This is a genomic window from Kosakonia beeri, from assembly GCF_054165705.1.
In genome coordinates, this window is sequence record NZ_CM135106.1 from 3,328,979 (window position 1) to 3,346,713 (window position 17,735).

18 protein-coding genes and 1 riboswitch are annotated in these 17,735 nt (G+C 55.6%); of the genes, 6 read left to right on the forward strand and 12 right to left on the reverse strand.

All coding sequences use genetic code 11. The annotated features are described in order from the left end of the window. Window positions 1-9: 9 nt before the first annotated feature. From ACUY4S_RS15775 to moaA, 7 genes are all read right to left on the reverse strand, one after another. Entirely contained in the window at window positions 10-717 is a 708-nt protein-coding gene (locus tag ACUY4S_RS15775; protein WP_458021649.1) for a Bax inhibitor-1 family protein, read from the reverse strand. A gap of 75 nt (window positions 718-792) precedes the next feature. Further along, window positions 793-1,500 carry a Bax inhibitor-1/YccA family protein gene (locus ACUY4S_RS15780; RefSeq protein WP_312688331.1) on the reverse strand — a complete coding sequence of 236 codons (708 nt, stop codon included), beginning with the start codon at window positions 1,498-1,500 and terminating at the stop codon, window positions 793-795. A 59-nt stretch (window positions 1,501-1,559) separates the two neighbouring features. Further along, window positions 1,560-2,012 carry a molybdopterin synthase catalytic subunit MoaE gene (moaE, locus tag ACUY4S_RS15785; protein WP_458021650.1) on the reverse strand — a complete coding sequence of 151 codons (453 nt, stop codon included), beginning with the start codon at window positions 2,010-2,012 and terminating at the stop codon, window positions 1,560-1,562. A gap of 1 nt (window position 2,013) precedes the next feature. Further along, the gene (moaD, locus tag ACUY4S_RS15790) at window positions 2,014-2,259 is read right to left on the reverse strand and encodes a molybdopterin synthase sulfur carrier subunit (protein ID WP_312688739.1); all 246 of its coding nucleotides are present in this window, start codon (window positions 2,257-2,259) and stop codon (window positions 2,014-2,016) included. Beyond that, a complete protein-coding gene (gene moaC / locus ACUY4S_RS15795; protein WP_312688327.1) occupies window positions 2,252-2,737 on the reverse strand; it encodes a cyclic pyranopterin monophosphate synthase MoaC in 486 nt (161 codons plus the stop codon). Before moaC ends, moaD begins: the two co-directional genes overlap by 8 nt. Before the next feature lie 3 nt (window positions 2,738-2,740). Continuing rightward, entirely contained in the window at window positions 2,741-3,253 is a 513-nt protein-coding gene (moaB, locus tag ACUY4S_RS15800) for a molybdenum cofactor biosynthesis protein B (RefSeq protein ID WP_312688325.1), read from the reverse strand. A 19-nt stretch (window positions 3,254-3,272) separates the two neighbouring features. Then, the gene (moaA, locus tag ACUY4S_RS15805) at window positions 3,273-4,262 is read right to left on the reverse strand and encodes a GTP 3',8-cyclase MoaA (protein WP_312688324.1); all 990 of its coding nucleotides are present in this window, start codon (window positions 4,260-4,262) and stop codon (window positions 3,273-3,275) included. Next, window positions 4,250-4,385, reverse strand: a riboswitch (molybdenum cofactor riboswitch). It overlaps the preceding gene by 13 nt. A gap of 227 nt (window positions 4,386-4,612) precedes the next feature. On the opposite strand from moaA, the gene yvcK reads away from it, so the two are divergent. The 4 genes from yvcK to pmrB all read left to right on the forward strand — a co-directional run bounded on the left by yvcK (window position 4,613) and on the right by pmrB (window position 9,020). Next, entirely contained in the window at window positions 4,613-5,521 is a 909-nt protein-coding gene (gene yvcK / locus ACUY4S_RS15810) for a uridine diphosphate-N-acetylglucosamine-binding protein YvcK (RefSeq protein WP_312688322.1), read from the forward strand. Between the two features lie 111 nt (window positions 5,522-5,632). Beyond that, window positions 5,633-7,270, forward strand: a complete 1,638-nt coding sequence (gene eptA, locus ACUY4S_RS15815) for a phosphoethanolamine transferase EptA (RefSeq protein WP_458021651.1) — start codon at window positions 5,633-5,635, stop codon at window positions 7,268-7,270. Next, window positions 7,267-7,941, forward strand: a complete 675-nt coding sequence (gene pmrA / locus ACUY4S_RS15820) for a two-component system response regulator PmrA (protein WP_312688316.1) — start codon at window positions 7,267-7,269, stop codon at window positions 7,939-7,941. The genes eptA and pmrA overlap by 4 nt, the downstream gene beginning before the upstream one ends. Beyond that, a complete protein-coding gene (pmrB, locus tag ACUY4S_RS15825; RefSeq protein ID WP_458021652.1) occupies window positions 7,941-9,020 on the forward strand; it encodes a two-component system sensor histidine kinase PmrB in 1,080 nt (359 codons plus the stop codon). Before pmrA ends, pmrB begins: the two co-directional genes overlap by 1 nt. A gap of 201 nt (window positions 9,021-9,221) precedes the next feature. On the opposite strand, the gene uvrB is transcribed toward pmrB, so the two are convergent. After that, complete coding sequence (gene uvrB, locus ACUY4S_RS15830) at window positions 9,222-11,243, reverse strand: excinuclease ABC subunit UvrB (RefSeq protein WP_458021653.1); 2,022 nt, start codon at window positions 11,241-11,243, stop codon at window positions 9,222-9,224. A 750-nt stretch (window positions 11,244-11,993) separates the two neighbouring features. Here uvrB and ACUY4S_RS15835 point away from each other — a divergent pair. Then, window positions 11,994-12,716, forward strand: coding sequence for an ABC transporter ATP-binding protein (locus ACUY4S_RS15835; protein WP_312688307.1), 723 nt, complete (start codon window positions 11,994-11,996; stop codon window positions 12,714-12,716). Here the strand turns inward: ACUY4S_RS15835 and bioD are convergent. From bioD to bioB, 4 genes are read right to left on the reverse strand one after another with little or no spacing between them, the layout of a single operon-like run. After that, window positions 12,658-13,380: a dethiobiotin synthase gene (gene bioD, locus ACUY4S_RS15840; protein ID WP_458021654.1), complete on the reverse strand. Its 723-nt coding sequence runs from the start codon at window positions 13,378-13,380 to the stop codon at window positions 12,658-12,660. The genes ACUY4S_RS15835 and bioD overlap by 59 nt on opposite strands. Further along, the gene (gene bioC / locus ACUY4S_RS15845; protein ID WP_458021655.1) at window positions 13,373-14,122 is read right to left on the reverse strand and encodes a malonyl-ACP O-methyltransferase BioC; all 750 of its coding nucleotides are present in this window, start codon (window positions 14,120-14,122) and stop codon (window positions 13,373-13,375) included. The genes bioD and bioC overlap by 8 nt, the downstream gene beginning before the upstream one ends. Then, on the reverse strand, window positions 14,109-15,263 hold the full coding sequence (gene bioF / locus ACUY4S_RS15850) for an 8-amino-7-oxononanoate synthase (RefSeq protein ID WP_458021656.1): 1,155 nt from the start codon (window positions 15,261-15,263) through the stop codon (window positions 14,109-14,111). The genes bioC and bioF overlap by 14 nt, the downstream gene beginning before the upstream one ends. Further along, on the reverse strand, window positions 15,260-16,300 hold the full coding sequence (gene bioB, locus ACUY4S_RS15855; protein ID WP_312688297.1) for a biotin synthase BioB: 1,041 nt from the start codon (window positions 16,298-16,300) through the stop codon (window positions 15,260-15,262). The genes bioF and bioB overlap by 4 nt, the downstream gene beginning before the upstream one ends. Before the next feature lie 86 nt (window positions 16,301-16,386). Between bioB and bioA the strand changes: the two genes are divergently transcribed. After that, window positions 16,387-17,676: an adenosylmethionine--8-amino-7-oxononanoate transaminase gene (gene bioA / locus ACUY4S_RS15860; RefSeq protein ID WP_458021657.1), complete on the forward strand. Its 1,290-nt coding sequence runs from the start codon at window positions 16,387-16,389 to the stop codon at window positions 17,674-17,676. Window positions 17,677-17,735 lie beyond the last annotated feature (59 nt).

The window sequence follows — 17,735 nt, forward strand, 5'->3', positions numbered from 1 at the left end:
TCGGCAACCTTAACGCGACGTGTTGCTGCCCGATCCCACCAGCGCCAGCAGGTCGACCAGCAAACGCGCCAGCTCAAAAAACGCGGTGATCACCCCAAGATAAATGGCCAGCGCGCCACGTAGCGCGCAACACTGCACGCTGGTGTAGTCCCGTGCATACAACCCGCGTGCCGAATCGGCAATCGACCGGCTTCTGTTAACGCTGACCAGGCTGAACATTAGCACCATCATAACGGAGCCGGTCCACAGCCAGCCGCTACTGCCTTGCAGGCTATTCGCTAACCCCGCCAGCCCCATGCCGGTGAGCAACATCAGAAAAAAATACCCCCCGCCACGAATGCCCAGACGGGCCACCACAGCACTGATGGCAAACATACCGCCCGTTACCGCGAACAGGAGCAGCAGCACCGGCAGTGAAAACAGACTGGCAAAGAGCAGCCCGGTCATCAGGCTCACAGCGGTGAGCCCGCACAACGCCGCCACGCTTTTACCCCGGGGGAACAACAGACTGAGCAGGCCGCCAGTGGCAAACCAGAGGATAATCATCACCGCGATGGCCGGCCCGGGAGTGCGAAACGCGTTAATCGCCATCACGTCCAGCACCCACCATGCTACTGCCGCGCTCAAGAGCATCGCCGCCGCCAGCCACAGGCAGACACCGGTCATGAGTTGTGCCGGCGCAACCTGCGCAGGCCGTAGCCAGCCAAACAGTTTCACCCTGATCCTCCCTGAAAGGCTACTGAAAAAAACGCAAAAAAATCCCGGCATTTGCCGGGATCGCAAAGCGGTCTGTTAACGACGGTTGCCGAAAATACGCAGCAGCATCAGGAACAGGTTGATAAAGTCGAGATACAGCGTCAAAGCGCCAAGAATGGCGGTTTTACGCAGTTGAGAATGATCGCGGAGATCAATTTGTTGACCAATGTTTTTCAGCTTTTGCGTGTCGTAAGCCGTCAGTCCGACAAAGATCACGACGCCGATGTACGTCACGGCCCACATCAGCGCTTCACTCTTCAACCAGAAGTTAACCAGCGACGCGAGCACAATGCCAATCAGCCCCATAAACAGCATATTGCCAAAGCCGCTTAAGTCGCGTTTGGTGGTGTAACCGTACAAGCTCATGGCACCAAACATACCGGCGGTGACCACAAAAGTCGCGGCGATGGATTCGGCAGTGTAGATATACAAAATGCTGGATAACGTCAGACCGGTGAGCGCTGAATAGAGCATAAACAGCGAAGTTGCGACACCGGCGCTCAGCTTATGAATCAGCCCCGAAAGGACAAACACCAGCGCCAGCTGGGCGATAATCAGACCGAAAAAAGTAATTTGGCTGGAGAACACCAGCGCCATCACTTTCTCATTTCCGGCAGCGTACCATGCCACAAAGGCGGTGAGCAGCAGGCCACATGTCATCCAGCCGTAGACCTGCGCCATATAAGTTTGTAGCCCGGTGCGGCTCTGCTGGACGATAGAATCAGAACGAGGATAACGGTCCATAGTCACTCCTGAATAGTAGGTTAATGCCCTATAAGCGTAACACATCCGCACTCAACGCATTACCAACGCTGCGCGGCCTGTTTATCGCTGTCGCGTGCTTCCACCCAGCGTTCCCCTTCCGGCGTGGCCTCGCGCTTCCAGAACGGTGCGCGCGTCTTCAGATAATCCATAATAAACTGACCGGCTTCGAAGGCGCTGCTGCGGTGCGCGCTGGCGACGCCAACAAAGACAATCTCATCCCCAGGCCACAGTTCGCCCACGCGGTGATAGACCGCGACCCGCCCCAGCGGCCAACGGTTGCGTGCCTCTGCGACGATTTCTGCCAGCGATTTTTCGGTCATTCCCGGATAATGTTCCAGCGTTAACGCGCTGACGCTGTCGCCAAGGTTATGGTTACGCACTTTGCCGGTAAAAGTCACGACCGCGCCATCTTCGTCCCGCGCGGCCAGCCAGGTGTACTCGTCACCGACACTGAACGCGGCGGGATCAACACAAATTCGGGTTTCGCTCATCTCAGCCCCCGGTTACCGGTGGGAAAAACGCCACCTCGTCGCCACGGGTCAGAGGATGGTCAAAACTGACCAGCGTCTGATTCACCGCCGCCAGCAACTTGCCCTCTTCCAGCGCCAGTGCCCAACGGTCACCCTGCGCCGCCAGATGCTGACGCAGCGCTTCTACAGAGGGGAATACGGTGTCAGTGGCGATGCTGTCGCAACCGACCAGTTCACGCACCTGCGCGAAAAACAGGACTTTAATCATCACTCTCAACCCTGAAATCACCCGACTTACCGCCACTTTTTGCCAGCAAACGCACCGGCCCAATTACCATATCTTTCTGCACTGCTTTGCACATGTCGTAAATGGTCAACGCCGCCACCGAGGCCGCCGTTAACGCTTCCATTTCCACGCCGGTTTTGCCCGTCAGGCGGCAAAGCGCCTCAATGCGCACCCGGTTACGCTCCGGCTCGGCCTGCAACAGCACTTCGACTTTGCTCAGCAGCAACGGGTGACAAAGAGGGATCAGTTCCCAGGTGCGTTTTGCTGCCTGGATCCCGGCAATACGTGCAGTGGCGAACACGTCGCCTTTGTGGTGGCTGCCGTCGACAATCATGGCCAAGGTTTGCGGCAACATGGTGACAAAGGCTTCGGCGCGTGCTTCACGAACGGTTTCTGCTTTGGCGGAAACATCCACCATGTGGGCTTCGCCATTGGCATTAATATGGGTCAGTTGTGACATAACTTATTTCTTAAGATGGGGATGGAAATTACACGGGCGCGTGCGCGCATCCAGCTGCGGGGCAATAATGTTTTCCCATGCGGTACGGCAGGCTTTAGTCGAACCAGGCATGGCGAAAATCAGCGTGTTATTGGCCATGCCCGCCACGGCGCGAGATTGCAGAGTGGATGTACCAATCTCTTCAAAAGAGAGCATACGGAACAGCTCACCAAACCCCTGGATTTCACGGTCGAACAGCGGCAGCAACGCTTCGGGTACCTGATCACCCTCGGTAAAGCCGGTACCGCCGGTGATGAGCACCACCTGCACATCATCACGGGCAATCCACGCGGAAACCTGCGCGCGAATGGCATAACGGTTCTCTTTAACAATCGCCTTATCCACTACCTGGTGACCGGCGTCATGTGCCTCATCACGCAGCAAATGGCCCGAGGTGTCGTCCTCTTCACCACGGCGGTTTGACACTGTCAAAATCGCCAATTTCACCGGAATAAACTCAGCGCTGACCTGACTCATCTTACTCTCCTTGCGGCGATCACCCGCCGATGTATGAAAGGTTTTGCGTAATACCTGTATTGCCCTGGTGCAGGAAGTGGGTCTGCTTTTTATGCGTTAACGCCGCGGCAATACGCTGTTCCAGCATTGCTTGCTGTGCATCATGCTGTAGCAGGTCGCGCAGATCTACACCGCCATCGCCAAACAGACACAAGTGGAGTTTGCCGACGGAGGAGACGCGCAGACGGTTACAGCTGGCGCAGAAATCTTTTTCATAAGGCATGATCAGGCCAATCTCTCCGGCATAATCCGGATGGCAAAAAACCTGTGCCGGGCCGTCGCTGCGCTGGCGCAACTGGTGGATCCAACCGCGTTGGAGCAGTTGATCGCGCAGCACCATGCCCGAAATATGATGATTGCGGAACAGTTCACTGCCCTCGCCCGTTTCCATCAATTCGATAAAGCGTAGCTGGACAGGGCGCGATTTGATCCACGCCAGAAAGGTGTCGAGTTGGTGGTGGTTGACGTCGCGCATCAGCACCGTGTTGACTTTGACCTTAGCAAAGCCTGCGGCGAAGGCGGCATCGATACCGTCCATCACCTGGCGGAATTTATCCTGCCCGGTAATGGCATGAAACTGGCGGGCATCCAGACTGTCGAGGCTGACGTTAATGGCGGTCAGGCCGGCATCGCGCCATTGCACAACATCACGGGCCAGACGATAGCCATTGGTGGTGACGGCAATCTGGCGGATAGCGCTGTTTTCACGCACGGTGGCGATGATGTCGGTAAAATCGCGGCGCAGCGACGGCTCACCACCCGTCAGGCGCACCTTTTCCGTACCCATGGCACTGAAGGCACGCGTTACGCGGCGAATTTCATCGACGCTGAGAAAGCCTTTATTGTTGACGCCGCCCGGCTTGTAACCGTCCGGCAAACAGTAGGTGCAACGAAAGTTGCACACATCGGTGATCGACAAACGCAAGTAGTAAAACTTACGCGCGAACGCATCGGTAAGTTGTGAGGCCATGTACACCTTTCCAAGTACGGGAGATGCAGTCATTTCTTCCTGCACCCTGGTAGCAGCTTCTGCTACGGCCAGAACACCGTATCTTTCGACGTAGGCGCAAAGGCTTGAGTGTATATATTGTATGTAACGCTAACATTGCTTAGGGCGATAGTAGCGCGATCGCGGAGGTTCCGCCATCACGATCAACGTTATATAAAACAATACATAGCGATATGATCGTGCACTTTCGCTACAGAGTACGTGAAAATGCCGTTTTTGCCTTGATATGTGTCATTTTACCCTCCGCGCAGCATCGTCTTTTGGTGGTATTTACGCTAACGTAGCGGAGTAATTCTTCATAAGGAATCATTATGCGTAATCGCACACTTGCAGACCTGGATCGTGTGGTCGCTCTCGGCGGCGGGCACGGCCTTGGGCGTGTAATGTCTTCGCTTTCCTCACTGGGTTCACGGCTAACAGGGATTGTGACGACCACCGATAACGGTGGTTCCACCGGGCGTATTCGCCGCTCCGAAGGCGGTATCGCCTGGGGAGATATGCGTAACTGCCTCAATCAGTTAATTACCGAACCCAGCGTCGCTTCCGCCATGTTTGAGTATCGTTTTAGCGGAAATGGCGAACTTTCCGGGCATAACCTTGGAAATTTAATGTTAAAGGCGTTGGATCACCTGAGTGTGCGGCCGCTGGAAGCCATCAATTTAATTCGTAATTTATTAAAGGTGGATGCTTTTTTAATTCCGATGTCAGAGCAACCGGTCGATTTAATGGCCACCGACAGTGAAGGCCATCAGGTTTACGGCGAAGTGAATATTGATCAACTGCATGCCCCAATTCAGGAGCTCATGCTGTTCCCCAAAGTGCACGCCACCCGCGAAGCGGTGCAAACCATTGCCGAAGCGGATTTAATTATTATTGGCCCTGGCAGTTTTTACACTAGCCTGCTGCCCCTCCTCCTGCTTGATGAGCTGGCGCAGGCGCTGCGAAGAACGCCCGCACCGGTGGTTTATATTGCCAATCTTGGTAAAGAGCTAAGCCCGGCCGCCGCCAGCCTGAAACTGGGCGATAAGCTGGCAATTATGGAGCAGTACGTCGGGAGAAAAATTGTCGATGCCGCCATCGTTGGGCCAAAAGTAGACACGAGTGGCGTGAGCGATCGGCTGATTATTCAGGAAGTGCTGGAAGCCAGCGATATCCCCTATCGTCACGATCGCCACCTGCTGCGTGCAGCGCTGGAGAAAGCGGTACAGCAACTCGGCTGAGCCACGGGCGGGTAATCTTAACGCCCGCTGACGCTTTCTTAATTTCTTAAGGTTGTCTTAAAAAAACGTTGTCATCCTTCCGTCACACTCATTGCCGGACACGGATTCGCTATGTTTCACTTTCGTCGGCCCGCCTTAAGCCGTCTGCTGTTTATTTTTCTGTTTGCGGTCTATATCGCGTTACCACTGAACAGCGTCTTCTATCACCATGCGTTTATGCTTCTGCCGGTGGATTCACTGCGTAACTGGCTGGTATTTCTTTCCATGCCGCTGGTGGCATTCGCGGTCATTAATATTGTCGTCACCCTGGCGTCGTTTATTTTCCTCGATCGGTTGCTCATTACCCTGTTTGTATTGGTCAGCGCGGCGGCACAATACTTTATTTCGACGTTTGGCATCATTATCGATCGTTCAATGATCACCAATATTCTCGACACCACGCCGGCGGAGAGTTTTGCCCTGCTGTCGACAAAAATGGTGCTGACGTTACTGTTTACCGCCGTGCTGGCTGTGGCTATCGCCTGGTGGATCAAGATTAAGCCCGCCCGTTCGGTACTGCGCAGCGTGATTTATCGTCTTATCAGCGTGGTACTTTCCGCGCTGCTTATCGTGCTGGTCGCGCTGCTGTTTTATAAAGATTACGCCTCGCTGTTTCGTAATAATAAAGAGCTGGTGAAAGATCTCAGTCCTTCTAATTCAATTGCCGCTTCACTGTCATGGTATTCCCACCACAGCATGGCGAATTTGCCGTTAATGAGACTCGGCGAAGATGCGCGCCAGCGCCCGGAAATGCAAAACGGGCCGCGTAAAAACCTGACGATCCTGGTACTGGGCGAAACCTCCCGTGCAGAAAACTTCTCGCTGGGCGGTTATGCGCGCGAAACGAACCCGTTGTTAAAACACGATAATGTGTTCTATTACCCGCATACTGCCTCTTGCGGTACCGCCACCGCCATTTCTGTGCCGTGCATGTTCTCGGGAATGACGCGCGCGCATTACGATGATCAGCTGGCGGCGCACCAGGAAGGGTTGCTGGATATTATTCAGCGCGCGGGAATAAACGTTTTGTGGAATGAGAACGACGGCGGCTGTAAAGGGGCGTGTAGCCGCGTGCCGACGCAGGATATGACCGCGTTAAATTTGCCGGATCTTTGCATTGAAGGCGAGTGTCAGGACGAGATCCTGTTCCACGATCTCGCCAGCTATATTGATAAATTACAGGGCGATGGGGTAATAGTTCTGCATACCATTGGCAGCCATGGGCCAACGTACTACAACCGTTATCCACCGCAGTTCCGCAAGTTTACACCGACCTGCGATACCAATGAGATCCAGACCTGCTCGCAGCAGCAACTGGTCAACACGTATGATAATACGATCCTGTATGTTGACTATATTGTTGATAAAGCAATTAAACTGCTGCAATCGAAGCAGGACAAATTTACCACCAGCCTGGTCTACCTCTCCGATCATGGAGAATCGCTTGGTGAAAACGGCGTCTATTTGCACGGCCTGCCCTGGTCCATTGCGCCGGAAACACAAAAACATGTGCCGATGCTGCTGTGGTTGTCGGAGGATTATCAGCAGCGTTACGGCATTAACAGCCAGTGTTTGCAGAAAAATGCCCGGGAGCAGGACGTCTCGCAGGACAACCTCTTCCCTACCATGTTGGGTATACTGGGTGTCAGCACGAAAGAGTACCGTGCCCAGGACGATCTCTTAACGTCATGCCGGGAGCAGGCTAAATGAAAATTCTGGTAATTGAAGACGACGCTCTGCTGTTGCAGGGGTTAATTCTGGCAATGCAAAGCGAAGGCTATGCCTGCGATGGTGTATCCACCGCGCATGAGGCCACGCTGTGCCTGGCGAACGGCCATTACAGCCTGATTGTTCTGGACCTCGGGTTGCCGGACGAAGACGGCTTGCATCTGCTTACCCGCCTGCGTCGCGAGAAATTTACCCTACCGGTACTGATCCTGACCGCACGCGACACGCTGGAAGACAGGGTTGCCGGGTTAGATACCGGCGCAGACGACTATTTGGTCAAGCCCTTTGCGTTGGATGAACTTAACGCCCGCATTCGCGCGCTGCTGCGTCGACATAACAATCAGGGCGATAACGAAATCACCCACGGCAATCTGACGCTGAATGTTACCCGCCGCCAGGCCTGGCTGGACGGCCAGTTACTGGATTTAACGCCGAAGGAATACGCACTGCTGTCGCGCCTGATGCTAAAAGCCGACAGCCCGGTGCACCGGGAAATCCTCTACAACGATATCTACAACTGGGATAACGAGCCGTCGACCAACACGCTGGAAGTGCATATTCATAATCTGCGCGACAAAATCGGCAAATCGCGGATCCGCACCGTGCGCGGTTTTGGCTACATGCTGGTGCATCACGAGAACCGGACGGAGTAATGGCTATTTTCGACTTCAGGCACTGGAGCATGCGCCGCCGCTTGCTGCTCACCATTGGCGGTATTTTGGTGTTTTGTCAGGTAATTAGCGTGTTCTGGCTATGGCATGAAAGCGAGGAACAAATCCAGCTGCTGGTGCAAAGTGCCATGCACAATCACAACAATCACAAGCAGATCGAGCATGAAGTCCGTGAAGCGGTCGCAAGCCTGCTGGTACCGAGTCTGCTTATTGTGGGTCTGGCGTTGCTGATTTGTATGCAGGCGGTCAAAAACATCACCAGTCCGCTTTCTGAGTTGCAACAGGAACTGGATAAGCGCACCCCGGATAACCTGCAGCCGATTACCCTGAACAACAGCGTCAGTGAAGTTGAGGCCGTCACTTCGGCGATTAACGAACTGGTTTCGCGCCTGACGCAAACACTGGATCGGGAGCGGCTGTTTACCGCCGATGTGGCGCATGAATTGCGTACACCGCTGGCCGGTTTACGCCTGCACCTGGAGTTAATGGCCAAAACCAATGGCCTGAATGTTGATCCGCTAGTGCAGCGCCTTGACCAGATGACGGAAAACATTGCCCAGTTGTTGCAACTGGCCCGTGTGGGGCAGTCCTTCTCAGCAGGGAGTTACCAGCAGGTGATGCTGCTGGAAGATGTGGTGATGCCGATTCAGGGCGAACTGGAACGGATCCTCGCCGGGCGGCAACAGCAGTTGGTGATCCCACTCGATGCACAAGCAATCCCGGTTTCCGGCGATGTGACCCTGCTGCGGGTGCTGTTAAGAAACCTGGTGGAAAATGCCCATCGCTACAGCCCGGCGGGGACCACCATCAGCGTGCGTATAGAAGGGGCTACCTCGCCCGTGCTGGCCGTGGAAGACGAAGGGCCGGGGATCGATGAGAGCCGCAGCGGCGAGCTGAGCAAAGCGTTTGTACGGATGGATAGTGGGTACGGGGGAATTGGGCTGGGATTAAGTATTGTTTCACGCATTGCGCAATTACACGACGCGCAATTCTTTTTGCACAACCGAAAAACGCAGTCAGGCGTGCGGGCATGGGTTAAATTCCACCCTGTCACCCGCTAAGCGCACTTAGTAGCTTAACACCCACATATGACTGAAGCCGATCACCAACGCCAGGACAAAGGCGACAGCGAAAAACTCACGAACACGCATTTGTTGCATCACACTGCCCTCCAGTAAACCGGAGGCCAGTTTGTCAGTGTTGTATTAAGCCAACATTAAGCTGGCCCGGCGGAATCAGCGTAAAGTGTGACAGAGAGCAAGTTATGAAGCGGCAATGAACAGATCGCGCAGTTGATGCAACTGATCGCGAACTTTTGCGGCCTCTTCGAACTCAAGATTCTGCGCATGCTGCATCATTTGCCCTTCCAGCTCGTGGATTTTCTGTTGTAGCGCTTTCGGCGTCAGCGCCAGTTCAGCCGCTTCTACCTGAGCCGGCGTGCGCGATTTACCACGCCCTTTCGCACGCGTTTTCGCCAGCCCTTCGCCCAGTGCCAGAATATCCACTACTTTTTTATTCAGGCCTTGCGGTGTAATGCCGTGCTCTTCGTTATAGCGCTGTTGTTTCTCGCGACGACGTTCAGTTTCACCTATCGCTTTCGCCATTGATGGCGTGATTTTATCGCCGTAGAGGATCGCCTTACCGTTGATATTACGCGCCGCGCGGCCAATGGTCTGAATAAGCGAGCGTTCAGAACGCAGGAACCCTTCTTTGTCGGCATCCAGAATCGCCACCAGCGAAACTTCCGGCATATCCAGCCCTTCGCGCAGTAAGTTGATGCCCACCAGCACATCAAACTCGCCCAGACGCAGATCGCGGATAATTTCCATACGTTCGACAGTGTCGATATCGGAGTGCAGGTAGCGAACGCGCTCGCCGTGCTCTTCAAGGTATTCGGTTAAATCTTCTGCCATACGCTTGGTCAGCGTGGTGACCAGTACGCGTTCGTTAATTTGCACACGCTTACGGATTTCCGACAGCAGATCATCGACCTGTGTTGCCACCGGGCGCACTTCAATCACCGGATCGAGCAGTCCGGTCGGACGCACCACCTGATCAACAACATCATCGCCAGATTTTTCCAATTCGTAATTCCCCGGCGTCGCCGAGACGTAGATGGATTGCGGCGCCAGCGCTTCAAACTCCTCAAATTTCAACGGGCGGTTGTCCAGCGCGGAGGGCAGACGGAAGCCATACTCCACCAGCGTTTCTTTGCGCGCCCGGTCGCCACGGTACATGCCGCCAATTTGCGGGATGGTCACGTGCGATTCATCGATTACCAGCAAACCATCCGCAGGCAGATAATCAAACAGCGTCGGCGGCGGTTCGCCCGGCCCACGCCCGGAGAGATAACGGGAGTAGTTTTCAATACCGGAGCAGTAACCCAGCTCGTTCATCATTTCCAGGTCAAACTGAGTACGCTGGCTAAGGCGCTGTTCTTCAAGCAGTTTATTATTCGCCAGCAGCGATTTACGGCGATCGGCAAGCTCGTCTTTGATCTCCTCCATCGCCTGTACTATCCGCTCACGCGGCGTCACATAGTGTGTTTTGGGGTAGACCGTGAAACGCTGTACGGTAGCTTCCACATGGCCGGTCAGCGGATCAAACAGCGACAGGCGTTCCACCTCTTCGTCGAACAGCTCCACACGCAGCGCCAGATCGTCCGATTCTGCCGGGAAAATATCGATTACTTCGCCACGTACGCGGAAAGTGCCGCGCTGAAAAGCCTGGTCGTTACGGGTATATTGCAGCTCAGCCAGCCGGCGCAGAATCGAACGCTGGTCGATGATCATGCCGATGGTTAAATGCAACATCATCTTCAGGTACAGATCCGGATCGCCAAGGCCGTAAATGGCAGAAACGGATGCCACCACCACTACATCGCGCCGCTCCAGCAAGGCTTTGGTTGCCGACAGACGCATCTGCTCGATATGTTCATTTACCGAGGCGTCTTTTTCGATAAACGTGTCGGAGCTGGGCACATAGGCTTCTGGCTGATAGTAGTCGTAGTAGGAGACAAAATACTCGACGGCGTTATCCGGGAAAAACTCCTTCATTTCGCCGTACAGCTGGGCGGCCAGCGTTTTATTCGGTGCCAGCACCATCGTGGGACGCTGCAGATCGGCAATCACGTTCGCAATGGTGAACGTCTTCCCTGAACCGGTTACGCCAAGTAGCGTCTGGTGGGCGAGACCGTCTTCCAGACCTTCCTTGAGACGACGGATAGCTTCTGGCTGATCGCCGGACGGGCGAAAAGCGGAATTCAGTTTGAACGGTTTACTCATGAACGGCTACCTGATGAAGGAATGAGCGGGCAGGTAACACATTTTACTCACCCTCCGCAGATTTGCCAATAAATAATACTGTATGTAAAAACAGTAGCAAAATCCTTTATGTGCTCTACGCATGCGCCTGGGGTATGTTCCTCGCTAAAATTTCAACGCGGATAAGATAAAACACCAGGTCTTGCAGGTTATCCCCAGAAGATTTTCTCTTTTAACAATTGTCAAGCCAGCCAGTGAAAGTTTTGTGGCAGCCAATGACACTTTTCTTACAGGCATTGATTTTATTTAACGCATTGAAATATAAGTATAATTACAAAAAGCCGCGTTTCGCACCAATTCAGGCGCAAGCCGCGTCCCTTCTCGCTTGCCACGCGTTTTCTAACTCTAATACACAAGGTTATCCACAGGAATAGTGGATAACTGCCGCCAGGCCGTATACCCCGCCTTCCGCCAAATTCCCATGTCGTCCCAAATCAGGGTCGCTAAAAAATTTTTATCACTTCTTTTTGCTGATTTTCAGCTAACGAAGCGCCAGATCCCCGGACGATCCTCCTCACAATTTGCGGTTTTTCTGCACCACAACTCATCACTACAAGCACCGGTAAAGTGCAGCATTTTTTGCTGGGATTGTTCCTCATCACGTTTTAAATGCCAGCGAGATCGGCCATATCCGAAAAAAAAGTCTTTATACCGTTCTGGCAAGCCTTTTGCAGAGTTTGAGTGTCACCCGACCGAGATAAGGAACAGGCCATGTTGAGCTTACGTGCAATTAACCAGTATTACGGTAACCAGCATACATTGTGGAACATCGACCTCGATTTAACCCCAGGCGTCTGCACCTCGGTGATTGGGTTGCCAGGTATGGGCAAAACCACCCTCATCAACTGCATCACCGGTTATCTCCCCGTGGAGAGTGGCAGCATGATCTGGCAGGAAGCTGGCGCGCCGCCCTGTAATCTGCTTAGCCTGCAGGCGGAACACCGGTGCGCCATCGGCATGGGGTATGTGCCGCAAGACAAACGGATATTTTCACAGTTGACCATCGAAGAGAATCTGCACATTGCGATGCTGGCGGGCGGTGAGCCACGCAGCGCCGTAAGCCAGGATATTTACGATCTGTTCCCGGAGCTCTATGCGCTACGAAAAGAGCGCGGCGCGGCATTATCAGAAGATAACCAGCATCAACTGGCACTGGCGCGGGCGCTGGTGACCCACCCGCGCCTGCTGATCCTGGACGAACCGACGCGTGGGCTCGGCCAGGCATTTGTGCATAAACTGGGCAACCTGATTGTGCGCCTCAACCAGGACTTCGGCATGACCGTCTTACTGGCGGAGCAGCAGCTTTCGTTTATTCGCCGTGTCGCCGATCGCTTCTGCCTGCTGCACCGCGGGCGCAGTGTCGCCGGGGGGGATATCAAACAGTTGGATGACCAGATGCTTTCGCACTGGATGACGCCGGGCGCAGGACACTGAGATCAAGAAAGTGGCCTGTGTTTTCCCTTTCCGCTGCATGGGCAAACCACGGGATTTCGCCAATCAACGGTGCCGGGATCATCCGCCGAAGCGTTGCCATATACTCCGCATGGCGCCTGCCCGGCTCGACCACATCGTTGGCTATCCAGCCGGCCAGCGTTAATCCCGCCTGCTGCACCGCCTGCGCCGTCAGCAAGGCGTGATTGATACAGCCCAGCTTGACCCCTACCACGAGGATCACGGGCAACTGTTCCGCCGCGACCCAGTCGGCAAAGGTCAGGGTTTCAGACAACGGCGTGAACCATCCCCCGGCACCTTCCACCAGTAGCCATTCGGCGTCTATTTCCAGCCGCCGCAGCCCGGCAGACATCACCGATGCCTCAATGGGTTGCCCGAGATCCGCACTGACAATATGCGGTGAGGTCGGCTCCGCAAAGGTGTACGGGTTAATGGCATCATAGGCCAGTGACAGGCTGCTGTAGTACTGCAGCGCCAGCGCATCGCTATTGCGCAGCCCTTGCGCCGTCATCTCGCTGCCGGAGGCTACCGGTTTATAACCGACGCTGCGTAATCCACGTAAATTCGCCGCTTGTAGCAAGGCACAACTTGCCACGGTTTTACCGACTTCAGTGTCCGTCCCGGTGACAAAATAACGCTCAGTCACGTGTTAATACTCCCCAAAAAAGATGGTAACTCAGCGGGCATTTACCCTGCTGTTGCGGCCAGGCAAGATGTAAACGCTGCAATTTGCCGCGCGTCAGTCCCTGTTGCCTGCCCGCATGTAAATGTGTTGCGCCAATACCTTTTAGCGAACGCAGCGCGCTGGCGGCATCGTCAAACCAGAGTGTGATTCGCTCCGTCCCGGCATCGAAACGCCAGCCCTGTAACGCCTGTTGGATCGCAGCAAGACTTAAAAAGCGGTTCGCGTGCGGAGCACTGTCGATAGCCTGCCATGCCTGATTCAGCTCCGGCAGAGAATCGTCCACCAGTGTGGTAAACGCCACCCGACCGCCGGGGCGCGTCACGCGGTATAATTCAGCGATCGCCTGATGCAAATCGTTACACCACTGCACCGCAAGATTGCTCCATACCAGTGAAAACGCGGTATCGCCAAAGGGCAGTGCTTCGATATCGCCCGTCACATACTGCTGCGCGCTGTACTGGCGACGCGCCTCATCCAGCATGCTGGCAGAGAGATCCAGGGCCGTGACATCACTGCCCTGCCCGCGCCAGTAACGGCTCATTGTCCCCGGTCCACAACCGGCATCCAGCACGTTATCTGCTGTGTAGTCGCCAAGTTTCGACAGCAGAAGATCGGCGCTCAGGCGTTGTAACGCATCGTGGCGGGCATAACTCTGTGCAGCCCGGCCGAAGGCGGCGGCCACGGCCTGTTTATTCACCGCCATGCAGCACCTCCAGTAAACGATCGATATCCTGAGCCTGATGTTCCGCCGTCAAGGTTAAACGCAGGCGCGCTGTGCCGGGCGGTACGGTAGGCGGGCGGATCGCCGTCACCCAACAGTTCTGCTGCCGCAGGCGTTCGGCAAGGCGCAACGCACGCGCATTCTCACCGACGATCAACGGTTGAATGGCACTCTGTGAACCCGTTACCGCCAACGGTAACTGCGCAGCGCCCTGGCGGAATTGCGCGATTCGCGCCGCCAGACGTTGACGCCGGTCGTCACCTTCCGGGCTTTGGATCACCTGCAAGGCAGCGCGCAACGCCAGCGCCTGTGCAGGCGGCATTGAAGTGCTGTAAATCAGATGGCGGGCGAATTGCAGCAAATAGTTGGCTACCGTGTCGCTGCACAGTACCGCCGCGCCACTCACACCAACGCCTTTGCCAAAGGTAACAATCAGCACATCGGGCTTGATGCCCTGTTGATGGCAACTTCCGCGTCCCTGCTCTCCCACCACACCAATGCCATGCGCATCATCCACCATCAACCACGCCTGCGTTTGCTGCACAGTCTCACTGATTGCACACAGGGGGGCGCTATCGCCATCCATACTGAAAATGCCTTCAGTGACCACCAGTTGCTGACCAGAGAGCGGTTTTGCCAGCAACGAGGCCAGTTGCCGGACGTCGTTATGGGCAAAACGCCGCAGCTGCGCCGGGCTGTGGCTGGCCGCTTCCAGCAGCGAGGCGTGACTGAGCTTGTCGGCCACAATGCGATCCTCTTTCGCCGTTAACGCCGCAATCACCGCCTGGTTAGCCGAAAACCCCGAGATAAAAAGCAGCGCACGCGGGTACCCCAGCCAGTCCGCCAGTTCATTTTCTAATGCCTGATGCGCCACCGTGTGGCCGGAGACATGGCCAGAACCGCCACTGCCGACACCGAACTGTTCGGCACCTTGTTGCCAGGCGCGGACAACGAACGGGTGCTGGCTTAACCCCAGGTAATCATTACTGGAAAAGTTGCAATAGCGGCGATCGCCTATCGTCAGCCAGCGGCCGGCCCCCTGGCACACGACATGCCGGGTGCGCAGAGCCTCTGCCGCGCGGCGTTCGCTCAGCGCGTTGTCGATGCGTTGCTGCCAGTTCACAGGGCAGCCGCGTTGTAATACTGGTCAGTATCGGCATGCAACAGTTGGGCTTCTATCTGCTGTTGTTGCTCATTATCGCCGCTGAGAACCGCAGTCTGTTGTGGATTCAGCCCCAGCTTGCGGAACAACTGCAGATCGTTATCTTCTTCCGGGTTGGGGGTGGTGAGCAGTTTGCAGCCGTAAAAAATCGAGTTGGCCCCGGCCATAAAGCACATCGCCTGGGTTTGTTCGTTCATCTGCTCGCGACCAGCAGAGAGACGAACGTAAGAGGAAGGCATCATGATACGGGCCACAGCAATAGTGCGAATAAAGTCGAATGCATCGACATCCTCATTCTCCGCCAGTGGCGTGCCCTTCACCTTCACCAACATATTGATCGGCACACTTTCCGGCGGCGTCGGCAGATTAGCCAATTGCAGCAACAGGCCCGCACGATCGGTGACCGTTTCGCCCAGTCCGACAATGCCACCCGAGCAGACTTTGATCCCGGCGCCACGCACTTTCTCCAGCGTATCGAGACGTTCCTGGTAAGTGCGGGTGGTAATGATGTTGCCGTAAAATTCCGGGGAGGTGTCGAGATTATGGTTGTAATAATCCAGCCCGGCGTGCGCCAGACGCTGCGCCTGACTTTCATTCAGCGTACCGAGAGTCATGCAGGCTTCCAGCCCCATGGCTTTGACCCCTTCGACCATCTTTTCGAGGTAGGGCATATCCCTGTCCTGCGGGTTTTTCCAGGCCGCGCCCATGCAGAAACGGGTGGAGCCGGCTTGTTTTGCCTGGCGGGCCGATTCCAGCACCTGTTCCACTTCCATTAGCCGTTCCGTTTCCAGACCGGTTTTGTAGCGCGCGCTCTGCGGGCAGTATTTGCAATCTTCCGGGCAGGCACCGGTTTTAATCGACAGCAGTGTGCTGACCTGGACCTGGCGTGGATCGAAATGTTGGCGGTGGATCTGCTGCGCTTCAAACAGCAGTTCCAGTAACGGTTTTTCGAACAAAGCGGTAACCTGCGACATTGTCCAGCGTGCGTGGTGAGCCATCGGGCGTCTCCAAAAGGTGTTGTTAATTCATTATTCGGTGTAGACTTGTAAACCTAAAACTTTTTAATTTGGTTTACAAGTCGATTATGACCCCGGACGATTTAGCCTTTGACCAGCGCCATATCTGGCACCCTTACACTTCCATGACCGCGCCCCTGCCCGTTTACCCGGTGCAATCGGCACAGGGATGCGAACTGCAACTGGCGGGCGGCGAGCGACTGGTGGATGGCATGTCCTCCTGGTGGGCAGCGATCCACGGCTACGGGCACCCTGCCATTAATGCCGCAATGAAAACGCAAATTGATGCCATGTCCCATGTGATGTTCGGGGGAATTACCCACGAGCCTGCGGTCGCGTTGTGCCGCAAACTGGTAGCCATGACCCCGGCGGCGCTGGAGTGCGTCTTTCTGGCGGACTCCGGCTCCGTCGCGGTGGAAGTGGCAATGAAAATGGCGCTGCAATACTGGCAGGCGAAAGGCGAAGCACGGCAACGTTTCCTGACCTTCCGCAACGGCTATCACGGCGACACCTTCGGGGCGATGTCGGTCTGCGATCCGGACAACTCCATGCACAGCCTGTGGAAAGGCTACCTGCCGGAAAACCTGTTTGCCCCCGCACCACAAAGCCGCTTTGACGGCCACTGGGACGAGCACGATATGGTGGCATTCGCCCGCCTGATGGCCGCACATCGCCATGAGATTGCAGCTGTGATCCTCGAACCGGTGGTTCAGGGGGCTGGCGGCATGCGCATGTATCACCCGCAGTGGCTAAAACGCATCCGGGCGATGTGCGACAGGGAAGGCATTTTGTTGATTGCCGATGAAATCGCCACCGGCTTTGGCCGCACGGGTAAACTGTTTGCCTGCGAGCATGCGGATATCACGCCGGATATCCTCTGCCTTGGCAAAGCGCTGACCGGCGGGGCGATGACGCTTTCGGCAACACTGACCACCCGCAAGGTGGCAGAAACCATCAGCAATGGCGAGGCGGGCTGCTTTATGCATGGCCCAACATTTATGGGCAACCCACTGGCCTGCGCGGCGGCATCCGCCAGCCTGGCGCTGCTGGAGAGCGGTGCATGGCAGGCACAGGTCGCCGCGATTGAAGCACAGTTAAAAGCAGAACTGGCCCCCGCGCGCGAGGCTGCCACGGTGGCGGATGTGCGTGTGCTGGGCGCCATCGGTGTGGTAGAAACGCATTCGCCGGTAAATATGGCCGCGCTCCAGCGCTTCTTTGTCGAACAAGGCGTATGGATCCGTCCGTTTGGGCGCCTGATCTACCTCATGCCACCCTACGTTATTACCGCCGAACAACTCTCATGCCTGACCCGCGCGGTCAATGCTGCCGTGCAGCGTCACGACCTGTTCTCTGCCTGATCGCACTCACAGATACCCCGGATGCACTACACTTCCGGGGTGACTTTAGCGATGCATCC